This window comes from Microbacterium rhizosphaerae, assembly GCF_034120055.1.
GTDB classification, from domain to species: domain Bacteria; phylum Actinomycetota; class Actinomycetes; order Actinomycetales; family Microbacteriaceae; genus Microbacterium; species Microbacterium rhizosphaerae.
Genome location: NZ_CP139368.1, coordinates 1,415,790 through 1,432,943, shown reverse-complemented (window position 1 = coordinate 1,432,943; position 17,154 = coordinate 1,415,790). Strand labels below are relative to the sequence as shown.

At 70.6% G+C, this 17,154-nt stretch carries 17 protein-coding genes; 7 read left to right on the top strand and 10 right to left on the bottom strand.

The window, feature by feature from the left end:
* Positions 1 to 3: 3 nt before the first annotated feature.
* Entirely contained in the window at positions 4 to 249 is a 246-nt protein-coding gene (locus SM116_RS06175; protein ID WP_320943582.1) for an anti-sigma factor family protein, read from the bottom strand.
* Positions 246 to 872, bottom strand: a complete 627-nt coding sequence (locus SM116_RS06170; protein ID WP_320943581.1) for a sigma-70 family RNA polymerase sigma factor — start codon at positions 870 to 872, stop codon at positions 246 to 248. The genes SM116_RS06175 and SM116_RS06170 overlap by 4 nt, the downstream gene beginning before the upstream one ends.
* A 130-nt stretch (positions 873 to 1,002) precedes the next feature.
* Between SM116_RS06170 and aroA the strand changes: the two genes are divergently transcribed.
* The 3 genes from aroA to bcp are packed head-to-tail and all read left to right on the top strand — an operon-like array spanning position 1,003 to position 3,973.
* On the top strand, positions 1,003 to 2,406 hold the full coding sequence (aroA, locus tag SM116_RS06165; protein ID WP_320943580.1) for a 3-phosphoshikimate 1-carboxyvinyltransferase: 1,404 nt from the start codon (positions 1,003 to 1,005) through the stop codon (positions 2,404 to 2,406).
* A gap of 29 nt (positions 2,407 to 2,435) precedes the next feature.
* Positions 2,436 to 3,479, top strand: coding sequence for a ribosome small subunit-dependent GTPase A (rsgA, locus tag SM116_RS06160; RefSeq protein WP_320943579.1), 1,044 nt, complete (start codon positions 2,436 to 2,438; stop codon positions 3,477 to 3,479).
* A 29-nt stretch (positions 3,480 to 3,508) separates the two neighbouring features.
* Positions 3,509 to 3,973: a thioredoxin-dependent thiol peroxidase gene (bcp, locus tag SM116_RS06155; protein ID WP_320943578.1), complete on the top strand. Its 465-nt coding sequence runs from the start codon at positions 3,509 to 3,511 to the stop codon at positions 3,971 to 3,973.
* Between the two features lie 9 nt (positions 3,974 to 3,982).
* Here bcp and SM116_RS06150 read toward each other — a convergent pair whose 3' ends face one another.
* Entirely contained in the window at positions 3,983 to 4,384 is a 402-nt protein-coding gene (locus tag SM116_RS06150) for a histidine kinase (protein ID WP_320943577.1), read from the bottom strand.
* A 243-nt stretch (positions 4,385 to 4,627) separates the two neighbouring features.
* Here SM116_RS06150 and SM116_RS06145 point away from each other — a divergent pair, with 243 nt between their 5' ends.
* The gene (locus SM116_RS06145) at positions 4,628 to 4,876 is read left to right on the top strand and encodes a WhiB family transcriptional regulator (protein WP_286289331.1); all 249 of its coding nucleotides are present in this window, start codon (positions 4,628 to 4,630) and stop codon (positions 4,874 to 4,876) included.
* A gap of 50 nt (positions 4,877 to 4,926) precedes the next feature.
* On the opposite strand, the gene SM116_RS06140 is transcribed toward SM116_RS06145, so the two are convergent.
* Genes SM116_RS06140 through SM116_RS06130 form a run of 3 tightly spaced genes read right to left on the bottom strand, consistent with a single transcriptional unit; the run spans position 4,927 to position 8,328 of the window.
* Entirely contained in the window at positions 4,927 to 6,441 is a 1,515-nt protein-coding gene (locus tag SM116_RS06140; protein ID WP_320943576.1) for a sensor histidine kinase, read from the bottom strand.
* 10 nt (positions 6,442 to 6,451) lie between these two features.
* Positions 6,452 to 7,699, bottom strand: coding sequence for a CpaE/TadZ family protein (locus tag SM116_RS06135; protein ID WP_320943575.1), 1,248 nt, complete (start codon positions 7,697 to 7,699; stop codon positions 6,452 to 6,454).
* A complete protein-coding gene (locus SM116_RS06130) occupies positions 7,696 to 8,328 on the bottom strand; it encodes an SAF domain-containing protein (RefSeq protein WP_320943574.1) in 633 nt (210 codons plus the stop codon). The genes SM116_RS06135 and SM116_RS06130 overlap by 4 nt, the downstream gene beginning before the upstream one ends.
* Before the next feature lie 97 nt (positions 8,329 to 8,425).
* Between SM116_RS06130 and SM116_RS06125 the strand changes: the two genes are divergently transcribed.
* On the top strand, positions 8,426 to 8,704 hold the full coding sequence (locus tag SM116_RS06125; protein ID WP_320943573.1) for a helix-turn-helix domain-containing protein: 279 nt from the start codon (positions 8,426 to 8,428) through the stop codon (positions 8,702 to 8,704).
* A 10-nt stretch (positions 8,705 to 8,714) separates the two neighbouring features.
* Here the strand turns inward: SM116_RS06125 and SM116_RS06120 are convergent, their stop codons facing one another.
* Positions 8,715 to 9,305 (bottom strand): hypothetical protein, encoded by a 591-nt coding sequence (locus SM116_RS06120; protein WP_320943572.1) that lies wholly within the window; start codon positions 9,303 to 9,305, stop codon positions 8,715 to 8,717.
* Between the two features lie 118 nt (positions 9,306 to 9,423).
* Between SM116_RS06120 and SM116_RS06115 the strand changes: the two genes are divergently transcribed.
* Positions 9,424 to 9,852, top strand: a complete 429-nt coding sequence (locus SM116_RS06115; protein WP_320943571.1) for an Rv3235 family protein — start codon at positions 9,424 to 9,426, stop codon at positions 9,850 to 9,852.
* Positions 9,853 to 9,864: 12 nt separating this feature from the next.
* Here the strand turns inward: SM116_RS06115 and SM116_RS06110 are convergent, their stop codons facing one another.
* The 3 genes from SM116_RS06110 to secA form a co-directional block, all read right to left on the bottom strand.
* The gene (locus tag SM116_RS06110) at positions 9,865 to 10,224 is read right to left on the bottom strand and encodes a hypothetical protein (RefSeq protein WP_320943570.1); all 360 of its coding nucleotides are present in this window, start codon (positions 10,222 to 10,224) and stop codon (positions 9,865 to 9,867) included.
* A gap of 47 nt (positions 10,225 to 10,271) precedes the next feature.
* The gene (locus SM116_RS06105) at positions 10,272 to 11,498 is read right to left on the bottom strand and encodes a pyridoxal phosphate-dependent aminotransferase (protein ID WP_320943569.1); all 1,227 of its coding nucleotides are present in this window, start codon (positions 11,496 to 11,498) and stop codon (positions 10,272 to 10,274) included.
* 83 nt (positions 11,499 to 11,581) lie between these two features.
* On the bottom strand, positions 11,582 to 14,380 hold the full coding sequence (gene secA / locus SM116_RS06100; protein WP_320943568.1) for a preprotein translocase subunit SecA: 2,799 nt from the start codon (positions 14,378 to 14,380) through the stop codon (positions 11,582 to 11,584).
* 372 nt (positions 14,381 to 14,752) lie between these two features.
* Between secA and SM116_RS06095 the strand changes: the two genes are divergently transcribed.
* Positions 14,753 to 17,122, top strand: coding sequence for a cellulase family glycosylhydrolase (locus tag SM116_RS06095; RefSeq protein ID WP_320943567.1), 2,370 nt, complete (start codon positions 14,753 to 14,755; stop codon positions 17,120 to 17,122).
* The last annotated feature ends 32 nt before the right edge of the window (positions 17,123 to 17,154 follow it).

The following is a 17,154-nucleotide window of genomic DNA, read 5'->3' as shown; positions in this document are numbered from 1 at the left end:
GGCTCAGACCGCCGCGGAGTCCGCCGCGCGGATCGTCGCCAGCACCTGCTCGCGCAGCTCGTCCGGCGCGTACTCGACGCACGCCCGCGCGACCGCCTCCGTCAGGGTGCGGGCCACGTGAGCCTCGTCCTGGCATCCCGTGCAATGGGCGAGATGCTCCTCGATGTCCGAACGCGTGGTCGTGCAGACCTCGTTCCGCAGGTACTCCTCGAGGTCCCTCTGCGCCTTCTCGCAACCGCAGTCGGTCATTTCGCACTCCTCGTTGACTTCGTGCCCCCGGACTTCACGGTCGCCGCGGTGTCGATGCCGCGCTCCCGTGCATAGTCCGCCAGCAGGTCCCGGAGCATTCGCCTGCCACGATGCAGACGGCTCATGACCGTGCCGATGGGCGTCTTCATGATGTCGGCGATCTCCTGGTAGGCGAAGCCCTCGACATCCGCGAGGTACACCGCCAGCCGGAAATCCTCCGGAATCGCCTGCAAGGCATCCTTCACGGCGGATGCGGGCATCCGGTCGATCGCCTCCGCCTCGGCCGAGCGCGTGCTCGTCGCCGTGGTCGATTCCGCTCCCCCGAGCTGCCAGTCCTCGAGGTCGTCGATGGTGCCCTGATAGGGCTCGCGCTGCTTCTTGCGATACGTGTTGATGTAGGTGTTGGTGAGAATGCGGTACAGCCAGGCCTTGAGGTTCGTGCCCTGCGTGAACGTCTTCCACGACGCGAAGGCCTTCACGAAGGTCTCCTGCACGAGATCCGACGCGTCGGCGGGATTGCGCGTCATGCGCATGGCGGCCGCGTATAGCTGGTCCATGTACGGGATCGCCTGCTCCTCGAACTGCGCGCGAGCATCCACGAGGGCATCTGCCTGATCGTTCATCACGCGCCAGTCTACGGCGAGGGCGCTCCCGGCCGATGAGTCTCCGGTGAGGTGCGCAGGGCGCTCGAGAGTGACGATCACGGCTCTCCTTCGCGGCTGGTGGGTGACCTCTTCAGTAGGGTAGAAACCGATGACGCAAGCGCGGTATTCCCCCGATCACGCCGAGACGGATGCCTCGGCTCCCACTGATGCGCCCGTGCCGCGCTCGGCGCGCCCCTGGCCGGCGCCGGCCGCGGGCGGTCCGCTCCGCTCGACGGTCACCGTGCCGGGCTCGAAGTCGCTCACGAATCGCGAGCTGCTCCTCGCCGCGATCGCCGACGCGCCGAGCCGCCTGACGGCCCCGCTGCACTCCGACGACTCGGCGCGCATGGTCGAGGCGCTGCGTGCGCTCGGCGCCGACATCCGACCGACCGTTGGTCGGGGCCCGTTCGGCGACGACCTCATCGTCAACCCGATCTGGCCGCTGACGGCGGGCACGACGATCGACTGCGGGCAAGCCGGCACGGTCATGCGGTTCATCGCTCCCATCCTGGGATTCGCGCACGGCGAGGTCACGCTGACGGCGCACGAGAGCGCCCTCCACCGCCCGATGGGCGAGATGATCAAGGCGCTTCGCGACATCGGCGTCGACATCGACGACGGCGGCCATTGGGCGCTGCCCTTCACCGTGCGCGGCCACGGTCACGTGCGCGGCGGCGAGGTCGTCATCGATGCGAGCGCGTCGAGCCAGTTCGTGTCCGGTCTGCTGCTGGCGGCACCGCGGTTCGACGTCGGACTGCACCTGATCCACGGCGGCGAGCGGCTGCCCAGCATCCCGCACATCGACATGACGGTCGAGACGCTCGCGCACCGCGGCGTGCACGTCGAGCGCCCCGCGCCAGGCGAGTGGGTCGTGCCGGCGAGCGCGGTGCGCGGCAAGGACGTCGCCATCGAGCCGGACCTGTCCAACGCGGCGCCGTTCCTCGCCGCCGCGATGATCGTCGGCGGTGCGGTGTCGGTCACCGGCTGGCCGCTCCACTCCACCCAGCCCGGCGCACTCCTGCCGGACATCCTGGGACTCATGGGCGCGCGGGCGGTCCGCCGCGGCGGGGCCCTCACCGTCACCGCCGGCGAGCGCATCCAGGCCGTCGAGATCGATCTGTCGGCGGTCGGCGAGCTGACTCCGACGATCGTCGGATTGGCGGCGTTCGCCGACGGCCCCTCCACACTCCACGGCATCGGCCACCTCCGCGGGCATGAGACCGACCGCCTCGCGGCACTGGCAGCGGATCTGCGGGCACTCGGCGGCGAGATCCACGAGCTCGACGACGGCCTGCGGATCGTTCCGCGCCCGCTCCACGGCGGGCTGTGGCGCGCCTTCCACGACCACCGGATGGCGACCACGGGCGCACTCATCGGGCTCGCGGTGCCCGGCGTGGAGGTCGACGACATCGGCACGACGGCCAAGACGATGCCCGAGTTCCCTGAGCTCTGGGCCGGGATGCTCGACGGCACCAGCCGAGACACCGCCCCTGTGCAGGACATGGCGTCCTGACGCGTGCACCTTCTGGATCCGGTTATGCGATGAGCTGGCTCGAGCCCGACGACGACGAGGACGACGACGAGTACGACGAGGCCGACGTCCGGATCCGGCCGAACCCGAAGGGGAACCGCCCGCGCACGAAGCGCCGCCCGGCACACGCCGATGCCCAGCTCGCTCGCGTGCTCGGGGTGGACCGCGGAAGGTACACGGTCCTGGTGGGCGAGGACACCGCCGACGAGCACGAGGTGACGGCGACGCGCGCACGCGAGCTGCGCAAGATGCCGATCGTGACCGGCGACCGGGCGCGCGTGGTCGGCGATACGACCGGCGACGAGGGCACGCTGGCCCGCATCATCGGCATCGACGAGCGCACGACGCTCCTGCGTCGCAGCGCCGACGACACCGACCAGGTCGAGCGGGTCATCGTGGCCAACGCCGATCAGATGCTGATCGTGGTCGCCGCCGCAGACCCCGAGCCGCGCGCCCGCCTGGTCGACCGGTACCTGGTCGCCGCGCTGGATGCCGGCATCCGTCCGCTCCTCGTCGTCACCAAGACCGACCTCACCGACCCGACGACGTTCCTCGAGCACTTCGACGGACTCGACCTCCATGTCTTCCTCAGCGCGCGCGGCGAGATGCCCGTCGACGAGATCGGTGCGGCGCTCGTGGGGCATTCGACCGTCTTCGTCGGCCACTCCGGCGTCGGCAAGTCGACGCTCGTCAACGCCCTCGTACCGTCGGCGGGGCGCGCCACAGGCCACGTCAACGAGGTCACCGGCCGCGGCCGCCACACGTCGAGCTCGACCGTGTCGCTGCGCTACCGGGGACCGCACGGCGGCGGGTGGGTGATCGACACGCCGGGCGTCCGCTCGTTCGGGCTCGGGCACGTCGCCCCCGACCACATCCTGGACGCGTTCACCGATCTTGCGGAGGTCGCCGAGGAGTGTCCCCGCGGCTGCACGCACCTGCCCGACGCGCCCGACTGCGCGATCATGGAGGCGGTGGCGGAGGGGCGGCTGGGGCCGACGGGACCGGCCCGGCTCGACTCGCTGCAGCGGCTTCTCACGACCTTCTCCGACCGCTGAGCGGATGCATCCCGCTCTAGGCTGGGGGCATGACCCTCGCACCCGGAACAGCTGCGCCCGACTTCACGCTCGAGGACCAGGACGACACCCCGGTCTCGCTGCATGAGCTGCGCGGGCATCCGGTGATCCTGTACTTCTACCCGGCGGCGATGACCCCGGGCTGTACGACCGAGGCGTGCGATTTCCGCGACAGCCTCGGCCCGCTGCAGGGCGCGGGCTACACGGTCGTCGGCGTCTCGCGCGACACCCCCGAGAAGCTGCGCGACTTCCGTGCCCGCGATGGGCTGACCTTCCCGCTGCTCAGCGACCCCGACCACGCCGTGCACGAGGCGTACGGCGCGTGGGGCGAGAAGATGAACTACGGCAAGAAGGTCGAGGGCGTCATCCGGTCGACGTTCGTCATCGACGAGCGGGGCGAGATCCAGCAGGCGCTCTACAACGTCAAGGCGACGGGTCACGTCGCGCGACTGCGCAAGACCCTCGGCATCGACTGATCCTGCGCGTCAGCTCCGCGCGGATGTGTCGTCCGCGTTCTCGGCCCCGACACGGCGGATGACGAGGACGAGGAGCACGAACACGATGAGCGCGGGGATGATGAGGCCGATGCCGAGGAGCGGATCGGCGCCCGCGCCGGTCATCGCGCCGACCGCGACCGCGATGATGAGCAGCTGCGTCACGATGCCGCCCGAGCGTCCCCACGACCAGCCGCGCCAGATGCCGATCGCGAACGCACCCACGGCGACCGCGCCGACGACGGTGAGGACGAGGAGCGCGATCGAGCTGACGGCCGAGTCCGTGTCGCCGCCCGCGACGGCGACCACCTGCCAGACCGCGACCCCGAGCACGCCCAGCGCTTCGAGGCCGACGAGCACGGAAGCCGCGCGCGCGAGCAGGGTTGTGGCCATCGGGCTAGCTTCTTTCGACTCGGGCAGTCGGTGTTGTACCCACCCTCCAAGGCATCCGGCGAACACATAGCCGAACGCGCAGAAACCGCCGGTCGAACTCTTGATTCGGCCGTGGCGCTGTGGAACCATAGAACACGTTGTGTGCTCCCACAGCGGCGTGGGGCGGGCCGAGGCCCGCGCACCACTCAGAGTATCCCAACCTCTGGCACCACCCGAAGTCCATCCGATCAAGGAGCACCACCTATGGACTGGCGCGACAAAGCCGCATGCCTGACCGTCGACCCCGAACTGTTCTTCCCCGTGGGGAACACCGGACCGGCCGTCGACCAGATCGAGAAGGCGAAGGCTGTCTGCGCTCGCTGCACCGTGACCGAGATCTGCCTGCAGTACGCCCTCGAGACGGGTCAGGACTCAGGCGTCTGGGGCGGCCTGTCCGAGGACGAGCGCCGCGCCCTCAAACGGCGCGCCGCCCGCGCGCGTCGCGCCGGCTGACCCGGCACTGATCCGCGCCGCGCCGGTCCACCCGGCGCGGCGCTTCTGTGTCAGTCGACGATCGCGATCTGCTCGGTGAACGGCTGGTCGATGTAGCGCAGGGGGATGTCGATCGTGACCTCGGTCCCGTTGCCGACCACCGTCTGCCAGTCGATCGTCCCGCCGAGCTCGCCCTGGATGAGCGTGCGCACGATCTGCGTGCCCAGGCCGCGTCCGACGTGACCCTCGGGAAGCCCCGCGCCGTTGTCCACCACGGACACGGCGAGGCGGTCGTCCGTGCGGTGCGCCACGATGACGACCTCCCCTTCGGTGCCGGCCAGCCCGTGCTCCACGGCGTTGGTGACCAGCTCCGTGAGCGCGAGGGCGAGCGGCGTGGCGTACTCACTCGGCAGCGTGCCGAACTTTCCGACCGTGCGGGTGCGGGCGTGCGTGCCCGCACCGGCGGCGACCTCCGCGACGAGCTTCAGCACCCGCGCGAACACCTCGTCGAAGTCCACGTTCTGCGCGAGGCCTTCCGAGAGCGTGTCGTGCACGACCGCGATCGCCGACACCCGCCGCATGGCATGGGTGAGGGCCTCGCGCGCCTCCTCCGAGTGCGTGCGGCGAGCCTGGATGCGCAGCAGCGATGCGACCGTCTGCAGGTTGTTCTTCACCCGGTGGTGGATCTCGCGGATCGTCGCATCCTTGGTGATGAGCTCCTGCTCGCGATGGCGCAGCTCGGTCACGTCGCGGCAGAGGACGATCGCACCGGTGCGCGTGCCGTGCTCGCGCAACGGGATGGCGCGCAGGGCCACCGTGACGCCCTGGGCGTCGACATCCGACCGCCACGGCGCACGGCCCGTCGCGACGAGCGGAAGCGACTCGTCGAACTCGCGCTTGGACGGCAGGATCTTCGTGATGATCTCGATGAGCGGCTCGCCCTCGAGCTCGTCGTCGAATCCCATCCGATTGAACGCGGACAGCGCGTTCGGGCTGGCGAAGGTGGTGACGCCCTCGGCGTCGACGCGGATCAGGCCGTCCGAGGCGCGCGGAGCACCCCGGCGCGGCGAGGTCGGAGCCGTCATGTCGGGGAAGTCGCCCGACGCGATCATGCCGAAGAGCTCGTCCGCGCAGTCGTTGAAGGTGATCTGCTGCCGCGAAGGCGTGCGGATCTCACCGAGGTTGGTGTGGCGGGTCACGACGCCGATGACGGGCGCGTGTCCCCCGTCGCGGGGGCGCTCCCGCACGATCGGCACCGCGCGCACGCGCGTGGGCGTCTCCTCGAACCAGTCGGGCGACGCCGAGTCGACGATCGTACCGGTGGCGAACGCCTCCTTCACCTGGGCGCGCCACTGCGGACGCACGCGCTCGCCGACGATGTCACGGTAGAAGAGCGTGGCGGCTCCCCCGGGCCGCGTGTGCGCGACCGCGACGAAGGACTCGTCCGACGTGGGCACCCACACCACGATGTCCGCGAAGGCGAGGTCCGCCAGCAGCTGGCCGTCACCGGCCAGGCGGTGGAGCCATTCGACGTCGGCGGCGCTGGAGCGCCCCTGGGCGTAGACGAGATCGCTGAGGGTCGACACGATCCCCAGCCTAGAGCCGCACGACGGCTTCCCCGACGAATCGCCGCATCGCCTGGGTCAGCGCAGACCGCGGAGCGGCGTCGGCGATCGGGCGCGCCGTGAGGAGCGCCGCATCCGCCGCCCGGCCGTCGGCCGGCACGAACCAGACGTCGCGGATGCCCGCGAACCGCTCCAGGGTCCGCCGGACCTGGCCGCGCGCGTCGATGCCCAGGGCGCCCGTGCGCAGCCTGTTGACGACCACAGCCACCGGCGTCGCTCCGACCGCGGCCCGCAACTCGGAGTAGCCGCGCAGGAAGCGCGAGATCCCGAGCGGATCCGCCGCGGCCACGGCGACGACGAGGTCCGCCTCGCGCAGGGTCGCCAGCGTCGCGGCATTGCGCCGGGGCCCGTCCATGACGTCGCTGACGATCTCCTCGTCGCGCTCGAGGGACGCCGACACGTCGACGACGGTGTGATCGGCCCACGCGCGGCAGACCTCGAGCGCACCAGCCACGCGCTTCTGCCCGAGCTCCGGCCACCGCGATGGACGGTTGATGCCGGTGAGCACGTCGATCGTGCCCCCGGGAACGGACACGGGGGCGGCGATGCGCGTGAGCTCAGAGGTCGTCAGCGTTCCGAGCTCCGCCTGGCGGCACGCGGCGGCGAATCCGGGCGCCTCGTCGGCGAGCCCCAGCGCGAGGGCGAGGGACGGCGCATGCGAGTCGGCGTCGACGAGCGCGATCCGACCGCCGCCGCGGGCGAGCTCGGCGGCCAGGCCGATGGCGACGGTGGATCGACCGGGCGCTCCCGCGGCACCCCAGACCGCGATGACGCGCGGGCCGGAGCGCGGCGCCTCTTCCTCCGCCACGGGGCGCACAGGGTGCGCGCGGAGGGCCTCGGCGACCACGGACGGGTCGTCGTCCGGCACGACGGGGCCCGCCAGACCGAAGGCCGCGGCGAGACGCTCGTCCTCGGGGGTCGCGCAGCGCGGGACGATGCGGATGCCGAGTCGATCGCACAGGGCCACGACACGGGCGTCGAGGGTCTCGCGCGAGGCGTCGAGGAGGACGACCTGCGCCTGTTCGAGCCGGCTCTGCAGGTCGGCCGAGTCCGCACCGAGCAGGCTGTCGGCGGCGAGCTCTGCGAGGGAGGCGGCGGGGATCAGCGCCAGGATGCCGACCCCCTCCCGGGCGAGGTCGTCGGCGAGGGCGCGGCCCGCAGGGCCGTCGACGGCGAGGACGACGACCGCCCCGCCGCCGACGGCCGCACGCGGGCTCACGGCGCCGCCGCCGTCGGCACGACCGACAAGGCCGACTTGCCGGCCATCGCCGACAGCACCTCCGACACATCGGCCCGCGGCACGACGAGCTCGAGGGAGGCACTCCCGCCGCCGATCATCGAGTCGTCGCGGGAGACGGAGACGATGGTCGCATCGGGGACGAGGATGCGCGGCTCGCCGTACGAGCCCTTGTCCTCGAGGGGCGCCGCCCAGACCTCCACGGTGCTGCCCGCCGCCAGCGACGCGGGCACGTCCACGGAGCTGCGTACGACGACCGTCGTGACGTCGGTGGCCGATGCATCCCCCAGCGCCGCCCGCGGCACGAGCTCCCCCTTGCTGACGGTCCGCGTCGCGACCGCGCCATCGGCGAGGTCTGCGCCGGACGGTGCGAGGTAGGCGGAGGCGGCGGCGCCGAGGGCGACCTGCACGACCTGCAGGTCGTCCGCTGCGACGCGCTGCCCGGGCGTCAGCGTGTGCGCGGCCGCGTACACGGGCGCGGTCTGCCGCGCCGCGGCCACCACGAACCAGACGCCGGCGATGGATGCGACGACCAGCAGGATGCCGAGCAGGAACCGGGCATCTCCCCAGGGCGCGCGACGGCGCGGGCGGATGGACTCGACGACTGTCATGACCTCATCGTCGCCGATCCGCTCAAAGGCGCCCGCAAGTTATCCACAGACCCCTGCCTCCCGTCCGACCCCCCTGGCACGCGGCCATAATGGGGGCATGCCCGAGTCCTCCTCTGCTGCGCGGATGGTGCCCCCGGCCACGGTGGCCGAGGCGCTGTCGGTGACGGTCGACGAGGTCATCGAGCTCGTCAAGCACGGGCAGTTGCGCGGGGTGCGCGTGGGCTCGCCCGGTCAGTGGCGGATCGATGAGTCCAGCGTCACGGCTTACCTCGACGACCAGACCGAGATCGCGCGGCGCATGGCCCTGTGGGAGCAGTCCAACGAGGCGAGCTTCCCCGAGCTGTGGGGAATCGGCGCCGTCCGCCACGGCGACTGACACCTGCCGCTCACGCGAGCGCGGAGAGCTCTTCGAGCCCGATCCACGCGATCGAGGCGAACGGCACGAGGCGATAGCCGCGCACCTCTGCAGCACGCCGGGGCGCGCCGGGATCGTGAAGGGCGAGGTCGAGGTGGTCGGCCCCGGCGCGGTCGATCGTCCCGGTGAAGGTGCGACCGACGGTGTGCAGCACCACGGGAAGACGCCGCCGGGCGAGATCTCGGAGCACGAAGCCGATGGTCATGCGCTCCGACAGCCCACGGGCGGGAGGGACGTCGGGGCGTGCGCTGCGCAGCAGGTCCGGCTGCGACGCGCCGACGGCCAGCAGTCCGCCGAAGGGCGCAAGGACGACTCCACGCGTCGTCTCGAGCGAGATGCCCACCCAGTCGCCGCCCACGGCGCAGACCTCGCCCGTGACCACAGTGCCGTCGACGAACTCGAACGCGCACGGGTCCGCCGCGGACAGCCCGCGCAGGCGGTCGCCGAGCGCAACACGGGACAGGCGAAGCCGCTCCGCCTCGGTGTCGAGCGCGGCACGCTCCGCCTCCCACTCCGAGGCCAGCTGATCCTCGAGATCGTCGAAGAATCCGTCCCACCGCACGCCGTGAGCGTAGCCGTCTCGCCTGCGCGTGACGGAGTTATCCACAATCTCATTTATGCCTTGGGCGTGATTGATCACTTTGTTGGACTGAAACCTCCACGTTTCCTGAGAGGCCCCCATGCCGTTGCCCCACAGCATCCCGGTGACCAGCGCCGTCCGCGCGACCGACCCCGAATTCTTCGCGCCCCAGCGGACGGCCGCGGCAGAGCTGCCCGACCCCGAGCCGCTCCTGAAGAACCTCAGCGTGGGGGTGCTCGAAGTGCTGTCGGGAGCTCGCGAGGTGGAGCAGCTGTCGCGTTGGATGACCGAGGACGCCTACCGCAAGCTGACTGCGCGGGCCAGCCTTGCCGCTCGCGCCCGCAGTGCCCGCGGCGTGCCCGCCACCCGCCCGAGCTACGCCCTGCTCTCGGTGCGTCACTCCAGCCCTGCCGAGAGCGTCGTGGAGGCCGTCGTCATCGTGGCCGGCCCGGCGCGCACGCGCGCCATCGCCATCCGGCTGGAGGGCATGGACCGCCGCTGGCGCGCGACATCCCTCGCCCTCCTCTAGCGGCGCGCCGGCTCAGTCCTCGCCCTGATCCTTGTCGATCAGGTCGAGGAGCTTGCGGAGCGCGTCCTCGATGTCGTCGTGGTCGTACTGCCCCGCGCGGCTCTCCGCGGAGATCACCCCGGAACGGTGCACCTTCGTGAAGTCTCCGTACGGGAAGCTGTAGGCCTGCTTCGTCTCCGGATCGGCGTCGCGGTCGACTCCGAGGTGCCAGTGGGAGAAGGCCGTCCAGCCCTCCCGCTCGATGAAGTCGTTCTCCTGCTGGGCCGTCGGCGCCGCCTCCGACCAATCGTCGCGCTCGTCGCGCACAACCTTTCCGTCGCGGATGAGCGAGCGGGCCTGCTCGACGGCGGGCTTGTTCAGTTCGGTAGCCATGACGCCACCGTAGGCGGCGGCATCCGTTCTTCCCAGGGGGTTGACTCCTACTGCCGGTAGGACGAGAGGAAGTTGCCGATGCGCTCCACCGCATCCGCCAGCACCCGCGCCTCCGGCAGCGTGACGATGCGGAAGTGGTCGGTCGTGCGGAGGTTGAACCCCGTGCCCTGGACGACGAGCACGCGCTCGGCGACGAGGAGATCGTAGATGAACTTCTCGTCGTCGTGGATCTCGTGGACCTCGGGGTCGAGTCGGGGGAACGCGTAGAGCGCCCCCTGCGGCTTCACGCACGAGACGCCGGGGATCGCCTCGAGGCCCTCCCAGGCGACATCGCGCTGCTCGTGGAGCCGCCCCTGCGGCGCGATGAGGGCGTCGATCGACTGGACGCCCGACAGCGCCGCCTGGACCGCATGCTGCGCCGGCACGTTCGGGCACAGGCGCGTGGATGCGAGGAGGGTGATGCCCTCGAGGAACCCGCGCGCGTGCTCCTTCGGTCCGGTCACGACCATCCAGCCGGAGCGATAGCCCGCGACGCGGTAGGTCTTCGACAGACCGTTGAAGGTGAGACACAGCAGGTCGGGCGCGAGCGTCGCGAGGCTGATGTGCTTCGCGTCGTCGAAGAGGATGCGGTCGTAGATCTCGTCGGCGAGCACGAGGAGGGAGTTCTCGCGTGCGATGTCGACGATCCCCTCCAGCACCTCGCGCGTGTAGACCGCGCCGGTCGGGTTGTTGGGGTTGATGACGACGATCGCCTTGGTGCGCGGGGTCACCTTGGCGCGGATGTCATCGAGATCGGGTTGCCAGCCGGATGCCTCGTCGCACCGGTAGTGCACGGGCGTTCCGCCGCCGAGGCTCGTCATCGCCGTCCACAGCGGATAGTCCGGCGCCGGGATCAGCACCTCGTCGCCCTCGTCGAGGAGCGCCTGCATCGTCATCGTGATGAGCTCGGAGACCCCGTTGCCGAGGTACACGTCATCGGGGTCGAACGGCGGGAAGTCCGGGATCTCCTCGTAGCGCGAGACGACCGCCCGCCGCGCCGACATGATGCCGCGGCTGTCGGAGTAGCCGTGGGCGTTCGGGATCGCCTCGATCATGTCGCGCACGATCTGGTGCGGCGCCTCGAAGCCGAAGATCGCCGGGTTGCCCGTGTTCAGCTTCAGGACCGAGTAGCCGTCGGCCTCCAGGCGTCCTGCCTCGACGAGTGCCTGGCCTCGGATCTCGTACAGGACGTTCTGGAGCTTCAGGGACTGGTCGAGGGAGCGGAGCGGGCTCATCGGTCAAGGATATCGCCGGGTCGGGGCGGCCAATCGACCGGCGCTGGACCGCAGCGCCGAGCGCCGACCGCCCCGGACTCGGGCTACTTGTTCGCGGCGCGGCGCTGGGCGCGGTTCATCGGCGCCTGGTCGGGCGCCGCGTCGACGCGCTGACCGAAGGCTCCGCGTGCAGCGGGCTGCTCCGGTTCGGCCGCAGGAGCCGCGGCCGCCGCCTCGGCCGCACGGCGCATCCGCTGCGTCGCCGCCTGCTGGACCTGCCCACGGTCGTTGCGCACCTCGACCTCGCCGTTGTCGTTCGACGCGGAGTACTCCAGCCGCTGGCTCTCGATCGACGGGATGGTGAGCCCCTTCGCCTCGACGCTCTCCTCCCCCTCGGACGCCTGGCGCACCTCGACCTCGAGGTTGTAGAGGAAGCCGACCGACTCCTCCTTGATCTGCCCCATCATCGTCTGGAACATCTCGTAGCCCTCGCGCTGATACTCGATCAGCGGGTCGCGCTGCGCCATGGCCCGAAGGCCGATGCCGTCCTTCAGGTAGTCCATCTCGTAGAGGTGGTCGCGCCAGCGGCGGTCGAGCACCTGCAGCACGACGCGGCGCTCCAGTTCGCGCATGGCCTGCTCGCCGAGCGAATCCTCGCGCTTGCGGTAGGCGATCGTGGCGTCCGACAGCAGCTCGCGCTTGAGGCCCTCCGGGGTTACGCGCCCCTTGGTGCCGGCCTCCGCGACGACCTCGTCGATCGTCACGCCCACCGGATAGAGCGTGCGCAGCTCGGTCCACAAGGCGTCGAAGTCCCAGCTCTCGGTGTGCCCGCTGCCGGTGTGCTCGTCGATGATCGCGCCGATGGAGTCCTCGATGAAGTGGTTCACGCGGTCGGCGATGTCATCGCCCTCGAGGATGTGGCGACGGTCGGAGTAGATCGCCTCGCGCTGCCGGCTGAGGACGTCGTCGTACTTGAGGACGTTCTTGCGGATCTCGGCGTTCCGTGCCTCGACCTGGCTCTGCGCGCTCTTGATGGCGCGCGTGACCATGCCCGACTCGATGGCGACGTCGTCCGGGAAGTTCGTGCGCTGCAGGATGGCCTCGGCGGCGCCGGACTGGAACAGGCGCATGAGGTCATCGGTCAGGGACAGGTAGAAGCGGCTCTCCCCCGGGTCGCCCTGGCGGCCCGAGCGGCCGCGCAGCTGGTTGTCGATCCGGCGCGACTCGTGGCGCTCGGTGCCCAGCACGTACAGTCCGCCGGCACCGACGACCTGCTCGGCCTCGACGGACACGCGCTCGCGGACGCCGTCGTACACGGCATCCCACTCCGCCTCGTACGCCTCCGGAGTCTCGACCGGGTCGAGGCCCTTGGCCTTCATCTCCTGCACGGCGAGGAACTCGGTGTTGCCGCCGAGCATGATGTCCGTGCCTCGACCGGCCATGTTCGTCGCGACCGTGACCGCCCCGAGGCGGCCTGCACGGGCGACGATCTCGGCCTCGCGCGCGTGGTTCTTCGCGTTCAGGACCTCGTGCTTGATGCCCTTCTTCGCGAGCAGGCGAGACAGATACTCGCTCTTCTCGACGCTGACCGTTCCGACGAGCACCGGCTGCCCCGTCGCGTGGCGGGCCGCGATGTCCTCGACGACCTGCGTGAACTTGGCCGCCTCGTTCTTGTAGACCAGGTCGGGCTGGTCCTTGCGGATCATCGGCTTGTTCGTCGGGATGGTGACCACGCCCAGCTTGTACGTCGACATGAACTCGGCCGCCTCGGTCTCGGCAGTACCGGTCATGCCGGCGAGCTTGTCGTACAGACGGAAGTAGTTCTGCAGCGTGACGGTCGCGAGCGTCTGGTTCTCGGCCTTGACCGGGACGTTCTCCTTGGCCTCGATGGCCTGGTGGATGCCCTCGTTGTAGCGCCGGCCGACGAGGATGCGGCCGGTGTGCTCGTCGACGATCATGACCTCGTCGTTCATGACGACGTAGTCCGTGTCGCGCTTGAACAGCGCGAGCGCCTTGATCGAGTTGTTCAGGAACGAGATGAGCGGCGTGTTCGCCGACTCGTACAGGTTGTCGATGCCGAGGTAGTCCTCGACCTTCTCGATGCCGGGCTCGAGCACGCCGATGGTGCGCTTCTTCTCGTCGACCTCGTAGTCGACGCCCGCCTCGAGGGACTTGGCGATCTTGGCGAACTCGGTGAACCAGCGGTTCGCCTCGCCCGACGACGGCCCCGAGATGATCAGCGGCGTGCGGGCCTCGTCGATGAGGATCGAGTCGACCTCGTCGACGATCGCGAAGAAGTGGCCGCGCTGCACGAGGTCGTCCTTCGTCCACGCCATGTTGTCGCGCAGGTAGTCGAAGCCGAACTCGTTGTTCGTGCCGTAGGTGATGTCGGCGTTGTACTGCTCGCGGCGGATGTCCGGCGTCTGGCCGGCGATGATCGTGCCGGTGGTCATGCCGAGCGCGCGGTACACGCGGCCCATGAGCTCGGACTGGTAGCTCGCGAGGTAGTCGTTGACCGTGACGACGTGGACGCCCTTGCCGGCGATCGCGTTGAGGTACACGGCGAAGGTCGCGGTGAGGGTCTTGCCCTCACCGGTCTTCATCTCGGCGATGTTGCCGAGATGAAGGGCCGCTCCACCCATGATCTGCACGTCATAGGGACGCTGGCCCAGCGTGCGCTTGGCGGCCTCGCGGACGGCGGCGAACGCCTCCGGCATGAGGCGGTCGAGATCCTCGCCCTTCTCGTAGCGCGCACGCAGCACTTCGGTCTCACCGCGCAGCTCGTCGTCGGTGAGCTTGCCGTACTCGTCCTCGAGGGCGTTGACGGCCTTCACCACCTGCTCGAGCCGCCTGAGGATCCGCCCCTCACCGGCACGGAGCAGTTTCTCGAGAGGGTTCGCCACGGAGTGTCTCCATCTGTCGGGTGTTCGGCGCGAATGGCACGCCGGCGGAGCCCGGGCATCACGGGCACACCTCGTCATGTTACCCGGCTGTGACTTGACAGTGGCTGGGACGAAGGACGAGGCTCGCACCGACCCGGCTGGTACCGGGTGCCACGGCATGCGGCATCCAGTCGCTCCATATGGAACCCGAGGGTTGCTCGGATTTGGTTCGGACACTCTTATTGCGCATGCTGTCAGTAGCAATCCGCGGTGAGAGCCCTGTCCACCCGGAGCGCCGCAGCATCGAGGCCCGCCGCACACCCGAATGCGGTGGGCCTTCCTCCGACGAAGACCGGCACGGCGAGGTGCCGCCAGATCGCACATGGGAGTGCCATGAACAAGGTCCGCCGGCCCCTGGTCGCCGTGGGCACCGCCCTCGTCCTCGTCCTCATCGAGGCCGTCGCCGACCCGACCGGACTGCTCGCGCTCGTCGGCTGGCCCGGCGGAGCACCCCAGCCGCAGCTCGGATGGCCGCTCGCCCGCTACGTCGTCTTCCTCCCGGTGCTCGTGGCCGTCGTGTGGTGGAGCGCCGCGCGCGCCGGCACGCGATTCTGGACGTCGGCGGCGGGTACGACCCTCGCCGTCCTGCTCGCGCAGGCGGCGACGGCGCTCGTCATGACCGGAGACGCGCTCTTCTCGGGCTGGGCCGGCGGCTACGTGACCGCCAAGGCGATCCCCGCCGCACTCATCGTCGCGGCCGCGACGCGCCTCGCCGGCGGCCGCCGCGGCCAGGTCGAACTGCGCGCGCCGGGCACTGTCTGGCCCTACGCCATCCTCCTCGCGGCCCTCGCTCCCCTCGTCGCAGGATCCTGGTGGACCGGCGCGACCTCCACGTCGGGGATCCCCGCACCCCGCGTCGACCAGGGGCCGTTCGCCGTGATCTCGGGGGTCATCCTGCTCGCCGGTGCCGCTCTTCTCTCGATGCGATGGATGCGTCGCCGCGTCGACGGTCTCCTCGGCATCTGGCTGGGCGCCCTCGTGGCCGGGGGGATGCTCGGCATCCTTCAGGCCCTCTTCGGGCTCGTCGCGGACGACGGCCTGCGCGGCGACATGTGGCCCCTCATGGCCGCGTACGTCCACATCGCCGACGGCTTGTCGTACGGCGCGGCGATCGGCTGGATCCCGGCGGTCGCCGCCGCCGTCGTCGACCGCATCCGCGGCTCGCGCACGGGGGACGTCACGGTCGGCGCCGCCGAGCGCTCCGAGGCCGCGGCATCGGTCGCCGCATCCGTCGTCGCGTTCGCGGTGGTGGCCGCCGTCGCCGCCAGCACGATCGCCGCGATCGCTCCCGCGCAGGCCGCGGACCCGCAGCCGACCATCCCGCAGGGCTTCTTGCGGGCGGAGGGCGGGCGCATCACCGACGGCAACGGCAACGACGTGCTGATGCGCGGTGTGAACGTGAACCAGCTCGTCGACTTCTACCAGCCCCGCAGGGACGTGCCGGCGACGCGGCCGCTCAGCGAGCAGGACTTCGCCGACATCGCGTCGTACGGCTTCGACGTCGTCCGCCTGAACCTGTCGTGGTCGACCCTCGAGCCGACTCGGGGCCAGTTGGACACCGCCTACCTCGGGCGTGTGAAGGATGCCGTGGCCTGGGCGAAGGAGAACGGCATCCGTGTCGTCCTCGACATGCACCAGGACGGCTGGTCGAAGGCGGCCACCACCGACGGCACCGTCTGCCGGCCCGGCACCGACCCGATGTGGGGGTACGACGGCGCGCCCGCGTGGGCGACGATCTCGGACGGCGCTCCGCGCTGCGCCTTCACCGGCCGCGACATCTCTCCCGCCGGGGACCGCGCCTTCGAGAACTTCTGGTTCGACACCGACGGCGTGCAGAGCGCGCTCGCCCGCACGTGGGGCGAGCTCGCCGCCGAGTTCAAGGACGAGCCGGCCGTCGCCGGGTACGACCTCATGAACGAGCCCGGCTTCGGCGAGACCGCTCCCGTCACGACCTCCCAGCAGCTGGGCAGGTACTACGACGCGGCGATCCGCCAGATCCGGACGGGGGGCGCCCCGCAGATCGTCTTCGTCGAGCCGAGCATCCTCTGGTCGGGCCTCGGATTCGACACCGGCCCGCGTCCGGGTTTCACCTCCGACCGCAACATCGTCTTCTCGCCCCATCTGTATGCGGAGTCGATCACGATGGACACCTCGCTCGGGCTGCCGGCGATCGTGAGCATCGAGCGGCAATTCGACCTCGCGGAGCGCGTCGCCGCCGAGTACGGCATCCCCCTGTGGTCCGGTGAGTACGGCTACTGGGGCGACGACGCGTCGATCGCGTCGCGCATCGACCGATACGCGACGGCGGAGGATGCCCACGCCCTCGGCAGCGCCTACTGGGTGTGGAAGCAGGCGTGCGGCGATCCGCAGAACGGCATCGGCGACGTCGGGCTCGGCCTCGTCCCGGAGAACTGCGCCACCGGCGCCGACGCCCCCGGCAACCGCCACTTGCTCGGAGTGCTCAGCCGCGCCTACCCGCAGTCGGCACCCGGGCGCATCGACACACTGCACGGCGACGGCGCGAGCCTGCTCCTCACCGGCTCGTCGAGTCGGCGCACGTGCGGGCTGGATGTCTGGATCCCCGGCACGACGAAGCCTGCGGTGCACACGACGGGCGTCGAAGGCGCGCGTCTCGAGCAGCAGCCGGGAGGGTGGCGCTTCACCGGCTGCGCCGACGGCGATTACCGCGTCACCACGAGCTGAGGGGTCAGCCCTCGCCGGCTGCCGCGCGAGGG

What these genes read in the sequence shown, in the direction of transcription:
- SM116_RS06110 (WP_320943570.1), bottom strand. Translation starts at nt 10,224, where the DNA reads ATGGCTACCGAACTGAACAAGCCCGCCGTCGAGCAGGCCCGCTCGCTC.
- SM116_RS06115 (WP_320943571.1), top strand. Translation starts at nt 9,424, where the DNA reads ATGCCGTTGCCCCACAGCATCCCGGTGACCAGCGCCGTCCGCGCGACC.
- SM116_RS06170 (WP_320943581.1), bottom strand. Translation starts at nt 872, where the DNA reads ATGAACGATCAGGCAGATGCCCTCGTGGATGCTCGCGCGCAGTTCGAG.
- rsgA (WP_320943579.1), top strand. Translation starts at nt 2,436, where the DNA reads ATGAGCTGGCTCGAGCCCGACGACGACGAGGACGACGACGAGTACGAC.
- bcp (WP_320943578.1), top strand. Translation starts at nt 3,509, where the DNA reads ATGACCCTCGCACCCGGAACAGCTGCGCCCGACTTCACGCTCGAGGAC.
- SM116_RS06130 (WP_320943574.1), bottom strand. Translation starts at nt 8,328, where the DNA reads ATGACAGTCGTCGAGTCCATCCGCCCGCGCCGTCGCGCGCCCTGGGGA.
- SM116_RS06125 (WP_320943573.1), top strand. Translation starts at nt 8,426, where the DNA reads ATGCCCGAGTCCTCCTCTGCTGCGCGGATGGTGCCCCCGGCCACGGTG.
- SM116_RS06150 (WP_320943577.1), bottom strand. Translation starts at nt 4,384, where the DNA reads ATGGCCACAACCCTGCTCGCGCGCGCGGCTTCCGTGCTCGTCGGCCTC.
- SM116_RS06095 (WP_320943567.1), top strand. Translation starts at nt 14,753, where the DNA reads ATGAACAAGGTCCGCCGGCCCCTGGTCGCCGTGGGCACCGCCCTCGTC.
- SM116_RS06105 (WP_320943569.1), bottom strand. Translation starts at nt 11,498, where the DNA reads ATGAGCCCGCTCCGCTCCCTCGACCAGTCCCTGAAGCTCCAGAACGTC.
- SM116_RS06175 (WP_320943582.1), bottom strand. Translation starts at nt 249, where the DNA reads ATGACCGACTGCGGTTGCGAGAAGGCGCAGAGGGACCTCGAGGAGTAC.
- SM116_RS06145 (WP_286289331.1), top strand. Translation starts at nt 4,628, where the DNA reads ATGGACTGGCGCGACAAAGCCGCATGCCTGACCGTCGACCCCGAACTG.
- aroA (WP_320943580.1), top strand. Translation starts at nt 1,003, where the DNA reads ATGACGCAAGCGCGGTATTCCCCCGATCACGCCGAGACGGATGCCTCG.